This is a genomic window from Streptococcus sp. 1032, assembly GCF_013277015.1.
In the GTDB taxonomy this organism is placed as follows: domain Bacteria; phylum Bacillota; class Bacilli; order Lactobacillales; family Streptococcaceae; genus Streptococcus.
The window spans coordinates 1-16,106 of the sequence record NZ_VMMD01000016.1 but is presented as its reverse complement, the minus strand read 5'-3'; the positions used below and the strand labels follow the sequence as shown (position 1 = coordinate 16,106).

Annotated in this window: 13 protein-coding genes, 1 other RNA gene and 6 pseudogenes; 19 read left to right on the top strand and 1 reads right to left on the bottom strand. The window is 39.9% G+C overall.

Features of this window, described 5'->3' with window-relative positions; genetic code table 11:
* Positions 1-149 precede the first annotated feature (149 nt).
* On the bottom strand, positions 150-338 hold the full coding sequence (locus tag HT711_RS05925; protein WP_173212750.1) for a hypothetical protein: 189 nt from the start codon (positions 336-338) through the stop codon (positions 150-152).
* A 381-nt stretch (positions 339-719) separates the two neighbouring features.
* Here HT711_RS05925 and tadA point away from each other — a divergent pair, with 381 nt between their 5' ends.
* From tadA to HT711_RS05830, 19 genes and pseudogenes are all read left to right on the top strand, one after another.
* The gene (tadA, locus tag HT711_RS05920; protein WP_173218821.1) at positions 720-1,187 is read left to right on the top strand and encodes a tRNA adenosine(34) deaminase TadA; all 468 of its coding nucleotides are present in this window, start codon (positions 720-722) and stop codon (positions 1,185-1,187) included.
* A gap of 34 nt (positions 1,188-1,221) precedes the next feature.
* An RNA gene (gene ffs / locus HT711_RS05915) (signal recognition particle sRNA small type) lies at positions 1,222-1,317 on the top strand.
* A gap of 56 nt (positions 1,318-1,373) precedes the next feature.
* Positions 1,374-1,817 carry a dUTP diphosphatase gene (locus HT711_RS05910; protein ID WP_000701983.1) on the top strand — a complete coding sequence of 148 codons (444 nt, stop codon included), beginning with the start codon at positions 1,374-1,376 and terminating at the stop codon, positions 1,815-1,817.
* The gene (locus HT711_RS05905; protein ID WP_173218819.1) at positions 1,777-2,334 is read left to right on the top strand and encodes a histidine phosphatase family protein; all 558 of its coding nucleotides are present in this window, start codon (positions 1,777-1,779) and stop codon (positions 2,332-2,334) included. Before HT711_RS05910 ends, HT711_RS05905 begins: the two co-directional genes overlap by 41 nt.
* Positions 2,335-2,344: 10 nt before the next feature.
* Positions 2,345-3,709, top strand: a complete 1,365-nt coding sequence (gene radA / locus HT711_RS05900) for a DNA repair protein RadA (protein ID WP_316043882.1) — start codon at positions 2,345-2,347, stop codon at positions 3,707-3,709.
* Positions 3,710-3,781: 72 nt separating this feature from the next.
* Positions 3,782-4,279, top strand: a complete 498-nt coding sequence (locus HT711_RS05895) for a carbonic anhydrase (RefSeq protein ID WP_004237611.1) — start codon at positions 3,782-3,784, stop codon at positions 4,277-4,279.
* Positions 4,280-4,303: 24 nt separating this feature from the next.
* Positions 4,304-5,119 carry a PrsW family glutamic-type intramembrane protease gene (locus HT711_RS05890; protein WP_173234827.1) on the top strand — a complete coding sequence of 272 codons (816 nt, stop codon included), beginning with the start codon at positions 4,304-4,306 and terminating at the stop codon, positions 5,117-5,119.
* A 145-nt stretch (positions 5,120-5,264) separates the two neighbouring features.
* Positions 5,265-6,233 (top strand): ribose-phosphate diphosphokinase, encoded by a 969-nt coding sequence (locus HT711_RS05885; RefSeq protein ID WP_033680978.1) that lies wholly within the window; start codon positions 5,265-5,267, stop codon positions 6,231-6,233.
* 90 nt (positions 6,234-6,323) lie between these two features.
* Complete coding sequence (locus tag HT711_RS05880) at positions 6,324-7,286, top strand: Rpn family recombination-promoting nuclease/putative transposase (RefSeq protein ID WP_345890514.1); 963 nt, start codon at positions 6,324-6,326, stop codon at positions 7,284-7,286.
* 13 nt (positions 7,287-7,299) lie between these two features.
* Positions 7,300-7,701: pseudogene (locus HT711_RS05875) on the top strand (hypothetical protein); the annotation flags it as partial.
* 19 nt (positions 7,702-7,720) lie between these two features.
* Positions 7,721-8,026: pseudogene (locus HT711_RS05870) on the top strand (hypothetical protein); the annotation flags it as partial.
* Between the two features lie 176 nt (positions 8,027-8,202).
* The gene (locus tag HT711_RS05865) at positions 8,203-9,201 is read left to right on the top strand and encodes an Abi family protein (protein WP_173234835.1); all 999 of its coding nucleotides are present in this window, start codon (positions 8,203-8,205) and stop codon (positions 9,199-9,201) included.
* 21 nt (positions 9,202-9,222) lie between these two features.
* A pseudogene (locus HT711_RS05860) lies at positions 9,223-9,490 on the top strand (IS110 family transposase); the annotation flags it as partial.
* A 180-nt stretch (positions 9,491-9,670) separates the two neighbouring features.
* Complete coding sequence (locus HT711_RS05855) at positions 9,671-10,549, top strand: Rpn family recombination-promoting nuclease/putative transposase (RefSeq protein ID WP_173234837.1); 879 nt, start codon at positions 9,671-9,673, stop codon at positions 10,547-10,549.
* A 6-nt stretch (positions 10,550-10,555) separates the two neighbouring features.
* Positions 10,556-10,903, top strand: a pseudogene (locus tag HT711_RS05850) (hypothetical protein); the annotation flags it as partial.
* Between the two features lie 7 nt (positions 10,904-10,910).
* Positions 10,911-11,375 (top strand): annotated as a pseudogene (locus HT711_RS05845) (hypothetical protein); the annotation flags it as partial.
* A gap of 1,135 nt (positions 11,376-12,510) precedes the next feature.
* Positions 12,511-12,810: pseudogene (locus HT711_RS11250) on the top strand (N-acetylmuramoyl-L-alanine amidase family protein); the annotation flags it as partial.
* A gap of 145 nt (positions 12,811-12,955) precedes the next feature.
* On the top strand, positions 12,956-14,281 hold the full coding sequence (locus HT711_RS05835) for an N-acetylmuramoyl-L-alanine amidase family protein (protein ID WP_173218804.1): 1,326 nt from the start codon (positions 12,956-12,958) through the stop codon (positions 14,279-14,281).
* A 142-nt stretch (positions 14,282-14,423) separates the two neighbouring features.
* On the top strand, positions 14,424-16,046 hold the full coding sequence (locus HT711_RS05830; protein WP_173234844.1) for an N-acetylmuramoyl-L-alanine amidase family protein: 1,623 nt from the start codon (positions 14,424-14,426) through the stop codon (positions 16,044-16,046).
* Positions 16,047-16,106 lie beyond the last annotated feature (60 nt).

Here is a 16,106-nt window from a genome sequence, read left to right as displayed (position 1 = left end):
TCACCGCAGGCTCAAGCTTGCGGTTTTTTATTTTGCAAAAAGACGCATTTTGAACGATTAGAAACCAAAATCACAATCCTATCGTCCAAAAAAGCGTTTACATGAAGAATAGAGAGGTGTTTTGTCAAAAATAAAAACAGTGACCGAAATCACTGCTTTTTAAGTTCCTGGGCGTATGTTATCATGCTGATAGCGTGTTTTAGACGCATATTCATAATATCTGACACACCGTTTTTATATTTGTCCACAGCCTGAATAGACATGCCACAGTTTTTGCTAATAGCATAGGCTGTGGCGTTGTCTAAAAGCCAGCGGATAGCTTTAATATCTACTGACATATATTACCTCGTAAAATACCAAACTGCAAATAGGAGTAGAAGAAGTCCAATAATAAATTCAACTTTTTCACGCTTGGTAGTTTTTCTAATTTTTAGATTTACTTTCATTATTTTTCCTGTTATAATTTAAGTACACCCCCCCGAAGGGGTGGATAGTGATTTCTCACTATCCAAATTCGATGTGCCATTCAAAGCTGATTATAAATAAGTTTATTTTGACTACTAGCTTATTTGTTTTTGCTTTGAGTGGTTTCTTTTTGAACTTAAACATTTCATGTTCCTTTCTACTAGTTTCCTTTAAAGTCACCGCATTCGGTGGCTTTTTTTGTCTTGGGATTCATGATATAATAATAAAATCGATAAGTAAGAAAAGGGAAATTGATGAATTATACAGTTGAAGAAAAAGAAGTCTTTATGAGAGAGGCTTTGAGAGAGGCTGAGATTGCTCTTGAACACGATGAAATTCCAATTGGTTGTGTGATTATCAAAGATGGGGAAATCATTGGCCGTGGGCATAATGCGCGTGAGAAATTGCAACGAGCGGTTATGCATGCGGAAATTATGGCCATAGAGAATGCGAATCTGAGTGAGGAGAGCTGGCGCTTGCTTGATTGCACGCTTTTTGTGACCATTGAGCCTTGTGTCATGTGTAGTGGGGCGATTGGACTCGCCCGTATTCCAAACGTGGTCTATGGAGCTAAAAACCAGAAATTTGGCGCTGCTGGGAGTTTGTACGATATCTTGACAGATGAGCGTCTCAACCATCGTGTGGATGTTGAAACGGGAATTTTGGAAGATGAATGCGCAGCTATTATGCAGGACTTTTTTAGAAATAGACGGAAAAAATAATTTTGCTTTTAAAATGAATAGGAATGTGATATAATAAACAGTGGAGCAACAGTTCTGCGTGAAGCGGGTCAGGGGAGGAATCCAGCAGCCCTAAGCGATTTGAATTGTGTGCTCTTTTTTTCGTGCTTTTTCCGAATAAATAAGATAGAATAATCTAGAATAAATGATAATAGAAAAGAGAAGATGATGAAAATTCGTGGTTTTGAATTGGTTTCTAGTTTTACAGATGAAAATTTATTGCCCAAGCGTGAGACAGCGCATGCGGCTGGTTACGACTTAAAGGTTGCTGTGCGCACAGTTATCGCTCCAGGAGAGATTGTATTGGTTCCGACAGGAGTTAAGGCTTATATGCAGCCGACTGAGGTTCTTTACCTTTATGATCGCTCTTCAAATCCTCGTAAAAAGGGCTTGGTTTTAATTAATTCAGTTGGGGTCATTGATGGGGATTATTATGGAAATCCTGGGAATGAAGGGCATATTTTTGCTCAGATGAAGAATATCACAGATCAAGAAGTGATTCTTGAAGTTGGGGAACGTGTGGTCCAGGCTGTCTTTGCGCCTTTCTTAATCGCAGATGGAGATGCGGCTGATGGCGTTCGAACTGGTGGATTTGGTTCAACAGGGCACTAGAATGAAGATTATCTTTGTACGTCACGGGGAGCCAGATTATCGTGAGTTAGAGGAGCGTTCTTATACGGGATTTGGGATAGATTTGGCGCCCTTGTCTGAGAAGGGACGGCAGCAAGCCCAGAAATTGAGCACCAATCCTTTACTCCCTTCAGCTGAAATAATCATATCTTCTGCAGTCACAAGAGCTTTAGAAACGGCTTCTTATGTGGCTTGTGTTACTGGACTTCCTTTGAGAGTGGATCCATTATTGCATGAATGGCAGGTCTATGAAAGTGGCACAGATAATTTTGAAAAAGCTCGTACTATGTTTCTAGAAAATAAGGGGGAGTTACTTCCTAATAGTCCTATTCAATATGAGACAACTACGGAGATGAAGTCTCGTTTTCTAGAATGCATGGCTAAGTATCGAGATTACCAGACCGTGATAGTGGTAACTCACAACATGCTCATGCGCCAGTTTGTGCCAAATGAGAAAATTGATTTTTGCCAAGTGATTGAGTGTGAGTTAGAGATATAGAAAGAGGTTTATTATCGCAAAGAAAAAAGCGACATTTGTATGTCAAAATTGTGGGTATAATTCCCCTAAATATCTGGGACGTTGCCCCAACTGTGGGTCTTGGTCTTCTTTTGTAGAAGAGGTTGAGGTTGCCGAGGTAAAGAATGCGCGTGTGTCCTTGACAGGTGAGAAAACCAAGCCCATGAAACTGGCTGAGGTGACTTCTATCAATGTCAATCGAACCAAGACGGAGATGGAGGAATTCAATCGTGTACTTGGAGGAGGAGTGGTACCGGGAAGTCTCGTTCTTATCGGTGGGGATCCTGGGATTGGGAAATCAACCCTTCTTTTACAAGTCTCAACCCAGCTGTCTCAAGTGGGGACTGTTCTCTATGTCAGTGGGGAGGAGTCTGCCCAGCAAATCAAGTTGCGAGCGGAACGCTTGGGAAATATTGATAGCGAGTTTTATCTCTATGCAGAGACCAATATGCAGAGTGTCCGCGCAGAGGTAGAGAGAATCCAGCCAGACTTTCTCATCATCGACTCTATCCAGACTATCATGTCTCCTGAGATTTCAGGGGTGCAGGGATCTGTTTCTCAAGTGCGTGAGGTGACGGCTGAACTTATGCAGCTGGCCAAAACCAATAACATTGCCATATTTATCGTAGGGCATGTGACCAAGGAGGGCACTCTGGCTGGTCCGCGTATGTTGGAGCATATGGTGGATACGGTGCTTTACTTTGAAGGGGAACGACACCATACCTTCCGTATTTTAAGAGCGGTCAAAAACCGTTTTGGTTCCACTAATGAGATTGGCATCTTTGAGATGCAGTCGGGTGGCTTGGTTGAGGTACTCAATCCGAGTCAAGTTTTCCTAGAAGAGCGTTTGGATGGAGCAACTGGTTCATCAATAGTTGTGACCATGGAAGGGACGCGTCCGATTTTGGCGGAGGTTCAGGCTTTGGTAACACCGACCATGTTTGGAAATGCCAAGCGTACGACCACAGGACTTGATTTTAATCGTGCGAGTCTGATTATGGCTGTTTTGGAAAAGCGGGCAGGGCTTCTCTTGCAAAATCAGGACGCCTATCTCAAATCTGCTGGCGGTGTCAAATTGGATGAACCTGCCATTGACTTAGCTGTTGCAGTTGCCATTGCTTCGAGCTATAAGGACAAGCCAACTAATCCTCAGGAATGTTTTGTAGGAGAATTAGGTTTGACTGGAGAGATTCGGCGCGTGAATCGTATCGAGCAACGCATCAATGAAGCTGCTAAACTGGGCTTTACTAAGATTTATGTACCTAAGAATTCCTTGACAGGAATCACTCCGCCTAAGGAAATTCAGGTTATTGGGGTGACAACGATTCAGGAAGTTTTGAAAAAGGTCTTTACATAATTCGTGACAAATCCTCTTAAAAATGATAAGATAGGAGAAATATTTGACTATCAAATTTTCGAGGAGGGAATCGTGTCGTATTTTGAACAGTTTATGCAAGCCAATCAGGCTTATGTTGCCCTACATGGGCAGTTAAATCTGCCACTTAAACCCAAAACAAGAGTGGCTATTGTGACCTGTATGGACTCTCGTCTGCACGTTGCGCAAGCTTTGGGCTTGGCACTTGGGGATGCTCATATCTTGCGGAATGCAGGTGGTCGAGTGACTGAGGACATGATTCGTTCGCTAGTTATTTCCCAGCAACAAATGGGGACAAGAGAGATTGTGGTATTGCACCATACAGACTGTGGTGCTCAGACCTTTGAAAATGGACCTTTTCAGGAGTATCTGAAAGAGGAACTAGGTGTCGATGTGTCAGACCAGGACTTCTTGCCCTTCCAAGATATAGAGGAGAGTGTACGAGAGGATATGCAATTGCTTATCGAGTCACCCCTAATACCAGACGATGTCATTATCTCTGGTGCCATTTACGATGTGGATACAGGAAGTATGACAGTTGTAGAATTGTAAAAAATTCATTTAGAAAGAAAGTGTATGAAGAAAAACAGTATTTTATTTATTTTTATTTTATTGCTATGTATTGGTTTGCAGTATGAAACTATCTACTATACGGACGGTTCGATGTCAGCTGCGGAATATGGACTAATGGGAGTTTCTATCTTTCTAGCTCTCTTTTACATGATTCCGGCTCTTTATTTCCTTTTCCGTATTGGGAAAAAATGGGAATTGCCAAATAACGCCTTGATCTTGTCTTTATTGGGCGGGATGTTCCTTTCAGGCTGGCTATCTAGCTTTGCGAATACCTATATCCATGATTTGCTTGGCGTTCTTTTCCCAGATAGTACATTTTTAAATGCCTTTGAAAGTGCGATTGTGGCTCCTTTGGTAGAAGAGCCGTTGAAATTATTGCCACTTGTCTTTGTTTTAGTTTTGGTTCCTGTGCGAAAATTAAAATCTTTGTTTTTACTAGGCATTGCTTCTGGTTTGGGATTCCAAATGATTGAGGATATTGGCTACATTCGTACGGATTTGCCAGAGGGATTTGACTTTACTATTTCGAGAATTTTAGAGCGTATCATCTCAGGAATTGCCTCTCACTGGACTTTTTCAGGTCTAGCTATAGTGGGTGTTTACTTGCTTTACAGAGCCTATAAAGGACAGAAGGTTGGCAAGAAACAAGGGCTTATTTTCCTAGGTTTAGCCTTGGGAATTCATTTCTTGTTTAACTCTCCTTTTGTTGAATTGGAGACAGAGTTACCCTTAGCGATTCCAGTAGTTACAGCTATTGCTCTTTACGGTTTTTATCAGGCTTATCGCTTTGTTGAGAAGCATAATGAGTTGATGAACTAGAATATTTTTCACAAGAATGATGCAAGGGTACAAATATGGTGCCCTTCTTTTATTTTTGATTGAAAAATAGTGTAAAAAGCGCTACAATGGTAGATGGAAAAATCTTGTGAAAAGCACAAGTGATACATATATACCGGAGGAAATCATGTCTTTTTCTGATTTAAAGCTGTTTGCCCTTTCTTCTAATAAAGAATTGGCAGAACGTGTGGCGCAGGAGATTGGGATAGAGTTGGGGAAATCAAGTGTCCGCCAATTTTCAGATGGAGAGATTCAGGTCAACATCGAAGAATCAATCCGTGGGAAACACGTCTTTATCCTACAATCAACTAGCTCGCCTGTAAATGACAATCTGCTTGAAATTTTGATTATGGTAGATGCTTTGAAGCGTGCGAGTGCAGAATCTGTCAATGTTGTCATGCCTTACTATGGGTATGCACGTCAGGATAGAAAGGCGAGAGCGCGTGAGCCAATCACTTCAAAACTTGTCGCAAATATGCTTGAAGTAGCTGGGGTGGATCGTTTATTGACCATCGACTTGCATGCTGCGCAGATTCAAGGATTCTTTGATATTCCTGTGGATCACTTGATGGGTGCTCCTCTGATTGCGGATTATTTTGAGCGTCGTGGCATGGTTGGTTCTGACTATGTGGTTGTCAGCCCAGACCATGGAGGGGTGACTCGTGCTCGTAAGTTGGCAGAATTTTTGAAAACATCTATCGCTATCATTGACAAACGTCGTAGTGTTGATAAGATGAATACCAGTGAAGTCATGAACATCATCGGTAAGGTAGAAGGCAAGACTTGTATCTTGATTGATGATATGATTGATACTGCTGGAACGATTTGTCATGCGGCAGATGCTCTTGCAGAAGCTGGTGCTGTTGAAGTCTATGCAAGCTGTACGCACCCAGTTCTTTCTGGTCCTGCTATGGACAATATCCAAAAATCAGCTATTAAGAAATTGGTTGTTTTGGATACCATTTATCTGCCAGAAGAGCGTTTGATTGATAAGATTGAGCAGATTTCAATCGCTCATCTCTTGGGGGATGCTATCGTACGTATTCATGAAAAACGACCACTTTCTCCACTTTTTGGTATTGAGAAAAAAATTTAATGACCAAGCCTGAGATAATTCTCAGGTTTTTTCGTCTTTTTTCCGAATAAATAGATAGAGCCAGAGAATCTAGTAAACCTAGATCTAAAAATGTGCTATAATGAAAGGAGAAAGAATATGACATTACGTCATCCGGGCATTAGCCCAACTAATGACTTGGTTGCTAAGAAGATTTTTAGCAATCCAGAGATCACTTGTCAATTTATTCGCGATATGCTGGACTTGCCAGCCAAAAATGTGACCATTTTGGAGGGAAGCAACATTCACATCTTGCCTTCCATGCCCTACTCAGCGCAGGATTTTTACACTAGTATAGATGTTTTGGCGGAGTTGGACAATGGTACTCAAGTTATCATTGAGATTCAAGTGCATCATCAGAATTTTTTCATCAATCGCCTGTGGGCTTACCTTTGCAGTCAGGTCAATCAAAATCTTGAAAAAATTCGCCAACAAGAAGGCAATACTCATCAAAGTTACAAACACATCGCACCTGTTTACGCTATCGCGATTGTGGACAGCAATTACTTCTCAGATGATTTGGCTTTTCACAGTTTTAGTATGCGAGAGGACACGACAGGTGAGGTCTTAACCATCACAAACAATGGACAGGAACATCATCTAGTCAAGATGGCGTTCTTGGAATTAAGAAAATACAGAGAAACCAGCAAAGATAGCATTCGCAAACCGTGGTTGGAGTTTTTCGGGAACAAGCCCTTTACCCAGCAACCCGAGCGAGCTATCAGCCAGGCAGACCAACTGCTAGACTATAAGAGCTGGTCCGAGGAGGACAGGAGAATGTTTAGTGAACAACGCAGGCGTGAAGAACAAGCCTTACTCGCTCATGACTATGCCTTGGAAACAGCTAGGGCGGAAGGTATTGAACAGGGGTTGGAGCGTGGTATTGAACAAGGTTTAGAGCGTGGTATTGAACAGGGACTGGAGCGTGGGAAAATCTTTACCTTTCTAGATTTAGTACGCCAACATGTTTTAACTTCCGAATTCGCGAGTGAACAATTGGGTATGTCAGTAGCGGAGTTTGAGGCACTATTGTAAGAACGTCACAATAATGGCGTTCTTGGAATTAAGAAAATACAGAGAAACCAGCAAAGACGAGGTTCGCAAGCCATGGTTGGAGTTTTTTGGGAATAAACCCTTTACTCAGCAACCCGAGCGAGCCATCAGCCAAGCAGACCAACTGCTGGACTACAAGAGCTGGTCCGAGGAGGACAGGAAAATGTTTAGTCAACTACGTATGCGCGAAGAACAAGCCTTGTTAGCACAGGACTATGCCTTGGAACAAGCTGAGGAAAAGGGCTTAGAACGTGGTCGTGCAGAAGATATTGAACAAGGTTTAGAGCGTGGGAAAATCTTTACCTTTCTAGATTTAGTACGCCAACATGTTTTAACTTCCGAATTCGCGAGTGAACAATTGGGTATGTCAGTAGCGGAGTTTGAAGCACTTTTGTAATACCATCACAGTAATGACGTTCTTGGAATTAAGAAAGTACAGAGAAACCAGCAAAGATAGCATTCGCAAACCGTGGTTAGAGTTTTTCGGGAACAAGCCCTTTACCCAACAACCCGAGCGAGCCATCAGCCAGGCAGACCAACTGCTGGACTATCAGAGCTGGTCCGAGGAGGACAGGAAGATGTTTAGCCAACTACGTATGCGAGAAGAACAGGCCTTGTTAGCACAGGACTATGCCTTGGAAACTGCTAGAGCCGAAGGTATCGAACAAGGACTGGAGCGCGGGAAAGTTGAAGGATAAATCTTTGCCTTTATTGATTTAGTATGACAACATGCTTTGCCTTCCGAATTTACGAGTGAACAATTAGACACAAATTGAAAAAATATCAAGTTTACTTGACTTTTTTTATAGAATAGTATAGTATGTAGATACAAGCACTCCTTTTGCTCCCTGTTTCATAGCAACTGGAGTCATTTTTTTATAAATTTAGAAGGTTAATGATGTACACAACTGATAATAGTATTTCTTTGTCAAGAGATTTAAAGAGAGAAATGAAAGCATTTTTACCTCTTGAAGATTTGGTAAGTTATCTTTCAGATAAGCTAGATATGTCACCTGAAGAGGAACTAGATTCCAAAAATTTTTTACGTTGCCATAGTTACTATTCGTTTTCTGCTTTTATTAAACAGGTTCCAGATAATCTTCATAAAGGAAAATTTCAAGCAGCGATTTTATTGTATGAATTTAATGACTGGTTGTCACAGTTTCTGTTTATATTTTCTGGTAGATTAGAGCAGTTTATAAAATCAACTTTTATTGAATCGCTTTGTCAGCAATATAATGGAAAATATCAAAAAGGTGAGTGTTACTTGGATGAAACTATTTATGAAAACTCTGAATTATATAACGAATTTATTTCAATTATAGAAAAACATTTATCAGAGAATCAAAGTCTGTCAATACAGCATCATATCAAAAATAAAGGTTCTAAGTTCCCAATTTGGGTGCTTTTTCAAGAGATGACTTTTGGGGAAACAACTCGTTTTATAAGTGCACTGAAAAAAGAGTACCGGGAGTATTGGATAGATACTACATTTTTATCAACTGGTATGGTAAATTCTAAAATTCATGGAGAAGAAATCCAGAGTAAATTATTTGGCTGGGTTTCAGCTACATGGCATATGAGAAATAGGACAGCACATCATTTAAGACTATATGGTCAAAATTTTACAATAGCAAGTCCAAGTTTCTTTTCAGCTGATTTGCGTCAAATAAACAAGAATGCAGAGACTAAAAAGAAAAAGACGCATAATAACGATTTATTTGCTTATCTTTTAGCTATGAAAAATCTTATACAACATCATTCACATTCTTTTGTTCAAGATTGGAACGATTTTTTGACGACTTTAGAGGCACAGTTGATGGAAAAGTCAAATATCATATTATCTAGTAAGATTGGTTTGCCAAGCAATTGGAAAGATATATTGTGGATCGGTTGAACTAAGGAATGATTTTTTACTCAAGTTATTATTCAGAGAATCTTTGACAATCCAGATGAGAAACCAAACATTAAGAAGTTGATTACCAAGATGAATGAAGGATAAGATGCGAGATTTTGGAATTGCTATAGCGGACGATGTAACACCTGAACAAGGTGAGAAAATCAGAATCATCAAGGAGCACTATGATGTTCTTGCCATCTGCAAAGAAGACTTAGAAACCATGATTCGGAAACTCGAACAAGAATATCAAGAACAAGTTAAGCTGATTCAAACCGTATCTGGATTCAGGGTGTTTTAATTTTAAAAATTAGGTGTCAAACCCTCTTTTAGTACAGATAAAATTAAGGATAAACAATAGTTTTAATAACTTTTATTTTTTTTCGTCTCTTTTCCGAATAAATAGATAGAAGCATCAAATCTAGTAAACCTAGATTTAAAAATGTGCTATAATGAAAGGAGAGAAAGTATGACATTACGTCATCCGGGCATCAGCCCAACTAATGACTTGGTTGCTAAAAAAATCTTTAGCAATCCAGAAATCACTTGTCAATTTATCCGCGATATGCTGGACTTGCCAGCAAAAAATGTAACCATTTTGGAGGGGAGCAATATTCATGTCTTGCCTTCCATTCCGTACTCGGCGCAGGACTTCTATACAAGTATAGATGTTTTGGCTGAGTTGGACAATGGGACACAGGTTATCATTGAGATTCAAGTTCATCATCAGAATTTTTTCATCAATCGTCTGTGGGCTTATCTGTGCAGTCAGGTCAATCAAAATCTTGAAAAAATTCGCCAACGTGAAGGTGATACCCACCAGAGCTACAAACATATCGCACCAGTCTATGCCATTGCCATTGTGGATAGCAATTACTTCTCAGATGATTTGGCTTTCCACAGTTTCAGTATGCGAGAGGACACGACAGGTGAGGTCTTAACCATCACAAACAATGGACAAGAAAACCATCTAGTCAAGATGGCATTCTTGGAATTAAAAAAATACAGAGAAACCAGTAAAGACGAGGTTCGCAAACCGTGGTTGGAGTTTTTCGGCAACAAACCCTTTACCCAACAACCCGAGCGAGCCATCAGCCAAGCAGACCAACTGCTGGACTACAAGAGCTGGGCCGAGGAGGACAGGAAAATGTTTAGTCAACTACGTATGCGAGAAGAACAGGCATTGTTGGCACAGGACTATGCCTTGGAAACAGCTAGGGAAGAAGGGAAACTTTTTGCCTTTCTGGATATGGCCCGCCAAGGTCTTCTAACACCTGAGGTTGCGAGTGAGCAATTAGGTATGTCAGTTGCTGAGTTTGAGTCACTATTGAAAGACCATCATAAATAAGACCTAAAATACAGAGAAACCAGCAAAGATAAGGTTCGCAAGTCGTGGTTGGAGTTTTTCGGGAATAAACCCTTTACCCAGCACCCCGAGCGAGCCATCAGCCAAGCAGACCAACTGCTGGACTACAAGAGCTGGTCCGAGGAGGACAGGAAGATGTTTAGCCAACTACGTATGCGAGAAGAACAGGCCTTGTTAGCACAGGACTATGCCTTGGAAACTGCTAGGGTGGAAGGTGGTTTTGTTATGTTAGCAAATCTTGTTCGCCAGCATCTTTTAACAGCAGAGGTTGCCAGTCAGCAATTGGGCATGACTGTCTCTGAGTTTGAAGAATTATTGAAAGACCATCATAAATAAGACCTAAAAATACAGAGAAACCAGCAAAGACGAGGTTCGCAAGCCGTGGTTGGAGTTTTTCGGGAATAAACCCTTTACCCAAGAACCCGAGCGAGCCATCAGCCAGGCAGACCAACTGCTGGACTACAAGAGCTGGTCCGAGGAGGACAGGAGAATGTTTAGTGAACAACGCAGGCGTGAAGAACAAGCCTTACTCGCTCATGACTATGCCTTGGAAACAGCTAGAGCGGAAGGTCTTGAACAGGGATTGGAACGTGGTCTTGAGCGTGGTCGAGCAGAAGGTATTGAACAAGGTTTAGAGCGTGGACTTGAACGTGGCCGTGCAGAGGGTATTGAAAAAGGGCGCGAAGAAGGCATTGAAGAGGGATTAAAAGTAGGTTTAGTAAATCTAGTCCGTCAAGGTCTTCTGACTTCCGAGGTTGCTAGCGAGCAATTAGGCATGACTGTCGCTGAGTTTGAGTCCTTGCTATGAGGTCACATTTTAAATAGTAGAAAGTTAATGAAATGGCGAGTTATTTCTAAAATACTTGTCATTTTTGCTTGACATTTGGAAGGGGTTATAGGATAATATCATGGAAGTGAGTTCTATCCAACTATCGATATGGATTAGATATGTGAGGTTTGACTCAGGGTTTAAGAAATTTGTGAGATTTTCACTTGTGAGATACGGTATTTGAAGAGTATTTCATCTCACAAAGACGTTTTTTCCCCTTTTTTGAAAAAAATAGGTAAAAAGTTGATGAAAACCCTTGACAAATCCTGCAAATATTTATATACTGTATGGTAGTAAGATAGTCTTACGAAAAAATATTTTAAAGAAAAATAAAGGAGATAAAACGATGAAAAAAGTTTTATTGACAAGCGCAGTCGCTCTTGCAGCATTTGGTGCTGTACAAGCTGTTTCAGCTGACAGACAATTGACACCTGAAGAAGCAGCATCAGTTAGAAAAGTTGAAAAAACTTACGATCCTTCACAAGTGGAAAAAGCAACTGAAACTAACCGTGCTGAACAAGTTCTAGCAAATGGAGATAAAGTAGTATCTGTTCAATATGCAGATGGTTCTACTTATACTTATTTGGTAATTAATCCTAACAATCAATTCAAGGATAAAGTATCTAATCCATATGATAGCCAATTTAATCTTAAAGATGGTAAAGTTCAAAAGGTTGTACCATTCACAAATGGAACACATGGACGTATCAACGTTAAAGATAAACAAGGTGCACCAGTTGCAGGTGTTGAATTTGAGCTATTAGTTTACAAAACTACTGAAGATTTCTTGAATGCTCAAGGTGGAAAACCTGTTAAAGATGCCCCAGCTCTTGTAAGTGCTAAGACAAATGAAGCAGGTGATGCTGAGTTTGAATTACACGAGGGTGGAGTAGCGGTTTACCGTATTTTGACAGTACCAAAAGGTTACTTTTTACCTGAGCGCCTAACAAAATCTTCACTATTTACAGCAGATGCAGTTGGACGTAACGAAAATAATGATATGTATGTAAATGCATCAGTTGAAATTGAAAAAACTGACAGCTACAATGTTGTTCGTACTGAGTGGGTTCAAGGTGAAAACGGCTGGCACTACTATGACAACAACAAACAAGTTACTGGTTGGAAACAAATCGACGGTAAATGGTACTTCTTTAACGCTGAAGGCGTAATGCAAAAATGGTGGGTTAAAGATGGTAACACTTGGTACTACCTAAATGGTTCAGGTGCTATGGAAACTGGTTGGTTGCAACACGGTGGCAAATGGTACTTCCTTGAAGCATCAGGTGCTATGAAAGCTAGCCAATGGTTTGAAGTTGCTGGTAAATGGTACTACGTTGACGGTTCTGGTGCCCTTGCAGTTAATACTACTGTAGGTGGATACACTGTAAACGGAAACGGTGAATGGGTTAAATAATCTAGTTTAATCAAAAAAGCAGGAGATTTCTTCTGCTTTTTATTTTTTCCATAAAAAGTTCAGTTTTTTTTAGAATTTTTTTAAAAAATAAGATACAATAAAACTAGGTTTATTACCTAAAATTTTAAACATGGAGAATGCTCATATGAAAAATAAAAAAGCTTTAGCCCTAGCAGTAGCTAGCTTGACAATGGCAAGTGCAGCAGTTTTAACCAGTTACTCTGCAATTACAGCTCGTCCAGTAAGTGCGGAAGAAGTTGTTTATAGAACTGAGTGGATCACAGTGATTAATGGTCGTTCACAAGAACGTAAGACAGTATTTTTTGAAGATGGGAATCAGCCGATCTCTAAACATTCGACAATTGAAGGATTTGAATTTCAACGTGCCTATGTTGAAGGGGGAAGAAAATACTACTTATTCGTTGAGAAAGGGACAAAGATTGATGATTATGTAAACGATCCCGATGCGTCTGTCAGTGAGTTAAATACTCAAGGCTATAAAACTTCTGATAAAGATGTAAAATGGCGTGTGTCTGCTGGTAATCGTTATCTTTACTATAAAGGAAATCCTGTAAAAGGTTGGGCTAATGTTGATGGAAAAACTTACTATTTTGATAGTGAAGGTGTTATGGCTCACGGAGTTCTTGAAAACACATCTGAACGTTACTATCTAGACGGACAAGGTGTTAAGAAAACTGGTTTCATTAAAGTAGGAGAAAAAACCTATTATTTTGTGTCAGATGGAGCTCGTAAGACAGAGATTATCTCTGAAAATGGAAAAACTTATTTTGTCAAAGATGGTGTTGTGACAATTGGAGCGCATAAGGTAGGTGATAAATGGTACTTCTTTGCTGAAGACGGTACAACCAAGTCAGGTATTGTAAAAGATAGTGCTGGAAAATGGTATTACATTACTACAGAAGGTGAGCGTAAGACAGGTCTTATCAAGGGTGCTGGCGATAAGTATTACTATGTCACTGAAGAAGGTGAACGTAAGTTTGGGGAAATTACCGTTGATGGTAAAACATATTTCTTAACAGATGAATCTAATACAAAAGCTGGCTGGAATAAAGTTGATAGTAACTGGATTTATGTAAATAAAGAAGGCAAACGTCAAGTTGGCTGGTTACAAGATGGCGGTAAGTGGTATTACTTTAACGCTGAAGGCATCATGCAAAAATGGTGGGTTAAAGATGGTAGCACTTGGTACTATCTAAACGGTTCAGGCGAAATGCAAACAGGTTGGTTGCAAGATGGTAGCACTTGGTACTATCTAAACGGTTCAGGTGCTATGCAAACAGGCTGGGCTAAAGTAGGTGATTCATGGTACTACCTCAAAGGCTCAGGTGCTATGGTAACTGGTTGGTTCCAAGTAGGCGGTAAGTGGTACTATGCTTATAGTTCAGGTGCCCTTGCAGTAAATACTACAGTCGATGGTTACTATGTAAATGCCAACGGTGAATGGGTATAAAATAACAAAGAGAGTGGTTCAAACTGCTCTCTTTCTGTTATTGTTAAATATTTCTACACTTTTTATGTTTTTTATTGCATTTATTATAGGAAAGAGATATAATCTATATAAATTTAACCATTTAATAAAGGAGGTTCTTCTCATGAAGAAAACACTAACAGGTATCTTACTAGCTACTTCAGTGCTAGCTATGGCTTCAGTTCAACCAGCACAAGCTGCCGAAACAGGGGCAACAACGGCTACAACAACTTCTACGGTTAAAGAAGTCCACTATGCAACATTTAAAAATGGTGGACCTGTAGATATCAAAGCTGCACTTACAGGTGCTGCTGTGACAGCTGCATCTATTGAGAATCACCCTGAAATTGCAAATTATATCTATACTTCTAGTAGAGAAGAAGATGGTATTATGTATCATATGTATGCGCCTACTGCTACGACAGGTACTACGAATTCTGGTACTCAGACCAATCCATACCATAGAGATAACAACCAAAACAATGGTAGCACTAGTAATGCTAATGGGAATAATAACCAAAATGGTACTGGTGCAAACAATAATAATGGCTCAACAACAAATTCTAATTCTCCAGTAAAAAAAGTTCGTTTTGTAGAATATAAACCTGGTAGTGATGTTCCAGTTGATATTAAAGATCCACGTACAGGCTCTGCAGCTTCTGATACCAGTCGTCTGGATATTGCCAACTATACTTATGTTACTGGTGAATTAAAAGGTGATACACTTTACCATATCTATCGCTCAAATTCAACGACTAATACTAACCAAAATAATAATCAGAACCAGTCTAATTCTGCAGGTCAATTCAAAACGGAGAATGGGAAGGTCTACTATATTAAGGACGGCAAAAAAGTTACTGGCTGGCAAAAAATTGATAGTAAGACTTACTACTTTGAAGCTGATGGAGCTATGAAAAAAGGTCTATTGACTTCAGGTGATAAGCAATACTATTTAGATGAAAAAGATGGTGTTAAAAAGCTAGGCTTTGTAAAAGTTGCTGATAAGGTTTACTATTTTGTTGAAAATGGTGATAAGAAAACTGGCTTTATCAAAATTGATGATAAAACTTACTATCTAAAAGAAGGTGTTCGTCTAACAGGGGATATTACAGTAGACGGAAAACATTATTTCTTAGATGAGGAAGGTGTCCTTAAACCAGGTATTGTTTTAATTGATGGTAAAAAATTCTTCATTGATGATGAGGGAAATCGTCATGTTGGATGGAAGAAAATTGGACTGGATTGGTATTATTTCTCTAAAGAAGATGGAATGAAGACTGGTTGGGTCAAAGATGGGTCATGGTATTACTTGGATGAAACTGGTGTGATGAAAACTGGTTGGAAACAAGTTGATGGTAATTGGTACTATCTTAACGGCTCAGGTGCTATGCAGACAGGCTGGAAATTTATAAATGGTAGTTGGTACCATTTTGACAGTTTAGGTAAAATGGGTACTAGATGGATAAAAGACAATGGTACATGGTATTATCTTGACGGTTCAGGTGCTATGCAGACTGGTTGGAAGCTTTTAGATGGTAACTGGTATTACCTCAATGATTCAGGTGCTATGCAAACAGGTTGGCTCAAGCAAGGTGGTACATGGTATTATCTTGCTGGCTCAGGTGCTATGAAGACAGGTTGGTACCAAGTTAGTGGTAAATGGTATTACTCATATTCATCAGGAGCTTTGGCTGTGAACACAACTATCGATGGTTACACAGTAAATGCCAATGGTGAGTGGGTGTAATGGATATAATAAAGAAATAAGGGGGAATTCCTCTTATTTTTTGGTAAATTCCCAAACTAA